A 308-nucleotide genomic window follows, 5' to 3' on the forward strand; every position below is an offset into this window, starting at 1 on the left:
AAAATATTTTGGAAATGATTTCTTCATCAATCAATTGTCCAGAATCTTGAATAATAATTTGCAATCGATTATCAGTTTGTTTCGATGAAATTTCAATAGATTTAGTTTCTACATTTTCTAATGAATAAATCGCATTTTTGATTAAGTTAATCAAAACTTGTTCAAATAAGATACGATCAATTTCAACTTCAATATTTTGTGGAATTAAATTCTGAAAAACAATATTTTTTTGATGAAATTCAGCCGAAAAAGATTGTTCAATTCCTTGGACAATTTCATATAAATTTTGAGTTGATTTAACAGGGTTT

General features: G+C 24.4%; 1 protein-coding gene. It reads right to left on the reverse strand.

The genetic code is table 11. The annotated features are described in order from the left end of the window. A partial coding sequence (locus tag QWI17_RS20115; RefSeq protein ID WP_302724318.1) for an ATP-binding protein occupies window positions 1-308 on the reverse strand: 308 nt, incomplete at both ends.

Origin of the sequence: Gilvimarinus gilvus (assembly GCF_030518155.1) — a bacterium.
Lineage (GTDB): Bacteria > Pseudomonadota > Gammaproteobacteria > Pseudomonadales > Cellvibrionaceae > Gilvimarinus > Gilvimarinus gilvus.